This is a genomic window from Klebsiella sp. 28 (assembly GCF_018223905.1).
GTDB lineage: Bacteria > Pseudomonadota > Gammaproteobacteria > Enterobacterales > Enterobacteriaceae > Klebsiella > Klebsiella pneumoniae.
Genome location: NZ_JAGRQY010000142.1, coordinates 1 through 6,827, shown reverse-complemented (window position 1 = coordinate 6,827; position 6,827 = coordinate 1). Strand labels below are relative to the sequence as shown.

Below are 6,827 nucleotides of genomic sequence, written 5' to 3'. Positions count from 1 at the left end.
GCCAGGCCCCGCAGCAGCAGAGCGCCGTGCTGGAGCTGGCGCAGCGGATTGTTCAGCGCTATCCGCTGCTGGCGTTACAGCTTGGCAAGTGCGTGGTGGAGATTAAACCCCGCGGCGTCAACAAAGGGGAGGCGATTACCGCGTTCATGCAGGAGGCGCCATTCGCCGGCCGCGAACCGGTTTTTGTCGGTGATGATTTGACCGACGAGGCGGGATTCAGCGTCGTTAATCAACTGCAGGGAATGTCGGTAAAAGTTGGCGCCGGGGAAACTCAGGCGCATTGGCGGTTGGCGGATGCCGCCGCTGTAAGGACGTGGTTGCAACATCTGGCGTATGACGCGCAAACCGAAAGGAGGGATGACCATGAGTCGTTTAGTCGTAGTCTCTAACCGTATCGCCTTACCGGACGATAAAAAATCGAGCGCTGGCGGTCTGGCCGTCGGCATCCTGGGGGCACTGAGAGCGGCGGGGGGTCTGTGGTTTGGCTGGAGCGGCGAGATTGGCGATGACCAGCAGCCGCTCAAGCAGGTCTCCCGCGGGAATATTTCATGGGCGTCGTTCAACCTTAATGAACGGGACCATGATGAATACTACAACCAGTTCTCTAACGCCGTGCTGTGGCCGGCTTTCCACTATCGCCTTGATCTGGTCAGCTTTCAGCGCGAAGCCTGGGAGGGATATCTGCGGGTTAACGCCATGCTGGCGGACAAGCTTCTGCCGCTGATTGAGCCAGACGATACGCTGTGGATCCATGATTACCATCTTCTGCCCTTCGCCAGCGAGCTGCGCAAGCGCGGGGTGAACAATCGCATCGGGTTTTTCTTACATATTCCGTTCCCGACGCCGGAGATTTTTAACGCTCTGCCGCCGCACGCTGAGCTGCTGGAGCAACTGTGCGATTACGATCTGCTGGGCTTCCAGACCGAAAGCGACAGAACCGCTTTTCTCGACAGCATTGCTATGCAGACTCGCCTATCCGACCTCGGCGATAAACGCTATCAGGCATGGGGTAAGGCGTTCAGTACCGAGGTTTATCCGATAGGGATCGATCCGGACGAAATTACGCGCAACGCTAAAGGTCCGCTGCCGCCGAAGCTGGCCCAGCTGAAGAACGAGCTGAAAAATGTGAAGAATATCTTCTCCGTGGAGCGTCTTGACTATTCGAAAGGGTTGCCGGAGCGATTCCTCGCCTACGAGACGCTGCTCGAGAAGTACCCTCAGCACCACGGCAAAATCCGTTATACCCAGATCGCGCCGACCTCCCGCGGCGATGTGCAGGCCTATCAGGATATCCGCCACCAGCTGGAAACCGCAGCCGGACGCATCAACGGACAGTTTGGTCAGCTTGGCTGGACACCGCTCTACTATCTGAACCAGCATTTTGATCGTAAGCTGCTGATGAAGGTCTTCCGCTATTCTGACGTCGGGCTGGTGACGCCGCTTCGCGATGGTATGAACCTGGTGGCGAAGGAGTACGTCGCGGCGCAGGATCCGGATAACCCTGGCGTACTGGTCCTGTCGCAGTTTGCCGGGGCGGCGCAGGAGCTGACCAGCGCCCTGATCGTCAATCCTTACGATCGCGACGAGGTTGCCGCCGCGCTGGATCGCGCGCTCAGCATGCCGCTGGCGGAACGTATCGCCCGTCATTCAGCGATGCTGGACGTGATCAGAGAAAATGATATTCATAACTGGCAGGCGCGCTTTGTCGAGGATCTGCAGCATATTTCACCGCGCAGCGAGGAGAGCCGTCTGCGGGGGAAGATAGCCACCTTCCCTAAACTGGCCTAGTTCAGGAAAAGGGCTAACCGGCGTTAGCCCTTTTCAAGGGAAACCAACAGCACATCAACGCCGCAGCTGCCGACGATACTTTTCGCCGAGCAGGTGGCGCGTGAGAAGAGGGAATGGTTGTGATTGCCACAGATCACCAGATCAACACGGTGCGACCGGCAGAAGTCCTTAATATGATGGCCTAGCTCGCCGCAGGCGATGGTCATTCTTTCTATTGGGTAGTCCGCGTGGCGAGCCAGCTCATTGAGAAACTCCCGCGTCTCTTCCTGCATCACTTCACGCAGATTTTCCATCATCGGTGCGGCGAACTGGTTATACAGCTCCGGATCCGTAGCGAGAGTGATTAAGCTCACTTTCGCGTTAACGGGGCGGGCTATCGACACCGCTTTTTTAATTAATACCTGACTCTCCGGCGTTGGCGCGACGGCAACCAGCAGATGGGTATAAGGCATCTGGCCTCCTTGAGATACGCGGAATAACCCTTTCTTCCATTCTTTACTCCTGTTTCCTCGACTGCGCAAGGGCCGATCCCGGGATTTGCGAGCCTGTTCGTCAGTCGGCGACCTTCCAGCCAGATCACATCAATGAACCTGCCTTTTGATTAAAAAGAAATACTGTTTTATAAATGAGTGAAGTGGCGACGTCATCTCTTTGTCATTTTGCCACCGGCGACTGTTCCGTGGCAAAAGTACAAAGGTAACCTCCTTTCACAGCTTTTAGTGTAGCCAGGTACCCACTCCCTTCCGGTGGCAAATCCGGAACGATTGTCGGCGTTCTTTTAAAAAAAAGACACAGGATCACGGCGATGAAAACACGAAAAATTGGACTGGCTAACTATCTGGCCTACGGCGCGGGCGATTTTCTCGGCGCCGGCACGACGGCGTTAACCGCCGCATGGCTGCTCTACTTTTACACGACCTTTTGCGGACTGACCCCGATTGAGGCCACGCTTATTTTTGCTGCCGCCCGCGTGCTGGACGCGGTGGTAAGCCCGCTGATGGGCTTTCTCACCGATAACTTTGGCACCACCTGGCTTGGTAAGCGCTTCGGCCGCAGAAAATTCTTTATTCTGCTCGGCATCCCCTGCGTATTCAGCTATTCAGCGATGTGGGTCGGCGAGATGGGCTTCTGGTACTACCTGGCGACCTATCTGCTGTTTGATATGGTCTATACCATGATTTTGGTGCCCTATGAGACGCTGGTGCCGGAGATGACCGATGACTTTAAACAGAAAACCAAATTCTCCGGCGCGCGCATTTCGATGGCGCAGATGTCGGCGATTTTAGCCTCCTTCCTGCCGGGGATCCTTCTCTCCTGGCTCGGCAAAGATAATGCCAGCTCGTTCTTCTATGCCAGTCTGGTGTTCTCGGTGCTGTGCGCGGTGATGCTGACTCTGGTCTGGTGTTTCACCTGGGAACGACCGCGGGAGGCGTGGTCGGAAGCGGCCCTGCGGGCGGAAGCGGAAAAACAAAACTTAACCCTTGCTCAGAGCCTCAATCGCCTGGTGATTGAGCTGAGTTCTACGCTGCGGATAAAAATTTTCCGCCAGCACCTCGGCATGTATCTGGGGGGCTATATCGCCCAGGACGTCTTCAATGCCGTGTTTACCTATTACGTGGTCTTTGTTCTGATGCAGGAAGCCGCCGTCGCCTCGAACCTGCTGGGGACGATGGCCATCTTCCAGTTTATTGCAGTAATCGCCATGATCCCGCTGTGCATTCGTTTTGGCCCCGCGCCGTCGTACCGCATGGTGGTGGTCCTGTTTGGCCTGAGCTCACTCTCCTACGCGCTGCTCTATTACGCCGGACTGAGCGACGTCTATTCCTTATTGCTGCTCATCTCTGCTGTCGCCGGACTGGGACGCGGCGGGATAAATTACGTACCGTGGAATACCTACACCTATATTGCCGACGTCGACGAAGCGATCACCGGCCAGCGCCGGGAGGGGATTTTTGCCGGCATCATGACCCTGACCCGCAAAGCCTCGCAGGCGGGGGCGGTGATGCTGGTGGGGATCATTATGCAGTTGTCGGGGTTTGTTTCCGGGCAAAAAATACAGCCTGAAGGGGTCAGCCATACCATTCTGCTGATCCTCAGCGTCGGCACTCTGGTGGTGTTAGCCTGCGGCTTCCTCGTCTCGCTGCGCTTCAAGCTCAACCTGCACACCCACAGCGTCCTGCGCAGCGAGACCCTCAGAATGCGCGAGCTCGGCTACGCGCAGTCGGAACAGACCAGTGCGGAACACCGTGCGGTGGTCGAGCTGCTGGCGGGGATGCCTTACGACTGTCTGTGGGGCAATAACAATATTGGCTATCTGAATCGTCATAAACCTGCTGCCCCGGCGCTCATTAAGGGCGGCGCTTTGAATTCGACATATACCCGAGGTTAACAACATGAAAGTTTGGCCGGTCAAACATAGCCCATTACTGCGTCAGCCTGAGCGTTTTATCGCCCGCAGCGAACTGCAGGCGCTGATCCGCAACGTGACGCAAAACCTGGTGAATATTAAGGATGAGAGCGGGCAATTTTTACTACGCCTGGATGACGGGCGCGTGATCGATACCAAAGGCTGGGCCGGATGGGAGTGGACCCACGGCGTTGGGCTGTACGGCATCTATCAGTATTACCAGCAAACCGGCGATATCGAGATGCGTGATATCATCGATCGCTGGTTTGCCGACCGCTTCGCCGAGGGGGCAACGACCAAAAACGTCAATACTATGGCCCCGTTTCTGACCCTGGCTTACCGCTTTGAAGAGACCGGCCGTATGGCGTATCTGCCGTGGCTGGAGAGCTGGGCGGAGTGGGCGATGCACGAGATGCCGCGCACCGAGCAGGGCGGTATGCAGCACATGACTCTGGCGGAGGAGAACCATCAGCAAATGTGGGATGACACGCTGATGATGACCGTGTTGCCGTTAGCCAAAATTGGCAAGCTGCTTAACCGCCCCCAGTATGTGGAGGAGGCAACCTACCAGTTCCTGCTCCATGTGCAGAACCTGATGGACCGGGAGACCGGGCTGTGGTTTCACGGCTGGAACTATGAGGGGCGGCATAACTTTGCCCGGGCGCGTTGGGCGCGGGGCAACAGCTGGCTCACCATGGTGATCCCGGATTTTCTGGAACTGGTGGATCTCCCCGAGGGGAATGCGGTACGGCGCTATCTGATTACAGTCCTCGACGCACAGATTGCCGCCTTGGCAAAATGCCAGGACGACAGCGGCCTGTGGCATACCTTGCTGGACGACCCGCACTCTTATCTTGAGGCCTCGGCGACCGCCGGCTTTGCCTACGGGATTCTCAAAGCGGTGCGCAAGCGTTACGTCGGGCAGCACTACGCCGGGGTGGCTGAAAAAGCGATTCGCGGGATTGTGCAGAATATTTCGCCGCAGGGGGAGCTGCTGCAGACCTCATTTGGCACCGGGATGGGGTCAGACCTCGACTTTTATCGCCAGATCCCGCTTACCTCGATGCCCTACGGTCAGGCGATGGCGATCCTTTGTCTGACGGAGTATCTACGCAAGTACTTCTGAGCAGGGCGCCCCGCTGGCGAGGCGCCGAATAAAACTAACCCGGCTTTCGCCGGGTTGCTTGTTACATACGCTCGACGGTTTCGATACCGAGGGTATCGAGACCCAGCTTGAGGGTTTTCGCCGTGAGCAGCGCCAGCTTCAGACGGCTGTTGCGGGTCTCTTCGCTTTCCGCGCTGAGGATCGGGCAGTGCTCGTAGAAGCCGGAGAACAGGCCCGCCAGATCGTAGAGGTAGGCGCACATCACGTGCGGCGTCCCTTCGCGAGCGACCACGGAGAGGGTCTCTTCAAACTGCAGCAGACGCGCGGCCAGCTGAGCTTCGCGATCTTCGGCGATGACCACCGGCGCGTCGATCATCGCGTTTTCGTCGATGCCGGCTTTGCGGAACACGGAGAGCACGCGGGTATAGGCATACTGCATATACGGCGCGGTGTTGCCTTCGAACGCCAGCATATTATCCCAGTCGAAGACGTAGTCGGTGGTGCGGTTTTTCGACAGGTCGGCATATTTAACCGCGCCGATACCCACCACTTTCGCCAGATTTTCCAGCTCGTCAGCCGACATATCCGGGTTCTTCTCGGCCACCAGGCGACGGGCGCGCTCCAGCGCTTCGTCCAGCAGATCCGCCAGCTTCACGGTACCGCCGGCGCGGGTTTTAAACGGCTTGCCGTCTTTCCCCAGCATCATACCGAACATATGGTGCTCCAGCGGCACGGAGTCCGGCACGTAGCCTGCCTTGCGCACGATGGTCCACGCCTGCATCAGGTGCTGGTGCTGACGAGAGTCGATGTAGTAGAGCACGCGGTCGGCGTGCAGCGTTTCATAGCGATACTTCGCACAGGCGATATCGGTGGTGGTATAGAGGTAGCCGCCATCCTTTTTCTGGATGATGACGCCCATCGGTTCGCCTTCCTTGTTTTTGTACTCATCAAGGAAGACCACGGTGGCGCCTTCGCTCTCAACCGCCAGCCCTTTGGCTTTCAGATCGGCGACGATCCCCGGCAGCATCGGGTTGTACAGGCTCTCACCCATCACGTCATCGCGGGTCAGGGTGACGTTCAGGCGATCGTAGGTGATCTGGTTCTGCGACATGGTGATGTCGACCAGCTTACGCCACATCTGCAGGAAGTACTCATCACCGCCCTGCAGCTTAACCACGTAGCTGCGCGCGCGCTCGGCGAAGGCTTCGTCTTCGTCATAGTGCTTTTTCGCTTCGCGATAGAAACCTTCGAGGTCGGCCAGGGCCATTTCGCCGGCGTTTTCCTGCTGCTGTTTTTCCAGATACGCGATCAGCATCCCGAACTGGGTGCCCCAGTCGCCGACGTGGTTGGCGCGGATCACCTTATGACCCAGGAACTCCAGGGTACGGACTGAAGCATCGCCAATGATGGTCGAACGCAGATGGCCGACGTGCATCTCTTTCGCTACGTTGGGTGCCGAGTAGTCGACGACGATAGTCTGCGCCTGCGGTTTCGTGACGCCCAGGCGCTCAGACTGCAGCGCGCGGT

General features: G+C 57.6%; 6 protein-coding genes. 4 read left to right on the top strand and 2 right to left on the bottom strand.

Features of this window, described 5'->3' with window-relative positions; all coding sequences use genetic code 11:
- Window positions 1-389: trehalose-phosphatase (gene otsB / locus KHQ28_RS22125; protein WP_211777682.1), on the top strand; the 389-nt coding region annotated here is incomplete at its 5' end.
- The gene (gene otsA, locus KHQ28_RS22120) at window positions 364-1,788 is read left to right on the top strand and encodes an alpha,alpha-trehalose-phosphate synthase (protein WP_004175414.1); all 1,425 of its coding nucleotides are present in this window, start codon (window positions 364-366) and stop codon (window positions 1,786-1,788) included. The genes otsB and otsA, both read left to right, overlap by 26 nt.
- Window positions 1,789-1,811: 23 nt before the next feature.
- Here otsA and uspC read toward each other — a convergent pair whose 3' ends face one another.
- On the bottom strand, window positions 1,812-2,240 hold the full coding sequence (gene uspC / locus KHQ28_RS22115; protein WP_002911500.1) for a universal stress protein UspC: 429 nt from the start codon (window positions 2,238-2,240) through the stop codon (window positions 1,812-1,814).
- Window positions 2,241-2,593: 353 nt separating this feature from the next.
- Between uspC and KHQ28_RS22110 the strand changes: the two genes are divergently transcribed.
- Together KHQ28_RS22110 and KHQ28_RS22105 are read left to right on the top strand one after the other, a co-directional pair.
- Entirely contained in the window at window positions 2,594-4,177 is a 1,584-nt protein-coding gene (locus KHQ28_RS22110) for an MFS transporter (protein WP_002911499.1), read from the top strand.
- Between the two features lie 4 nt (window positions 4,178-4,181).
- Window positions 4,182-5,321: a glycoside hydrolase family 105 protein gene (locus tag KHQ28_RS22105; RefSeq protein WP_004184668.1), complete on the top strand. Its 1,140-nt coding sequence runs from the start codon at window positions 4,182-4,184 to the stop codon at window positions 5,319-5,321.
- A 61-nt stretch (window positions 5,322-5,382) separates the two neighbouring features.
- Here the strand turns inward: KHQ28_RS22105 and argS are convergent.
- Window positions 5,383-6,827, bottom strand: a 1,445-nt coding sequence (gene argS / locus KHQ28_RS22100) for an arginine--tRNA ligase (protein WP_211777681.1), incomplete at its 5' end; no start/stop codon positions are given.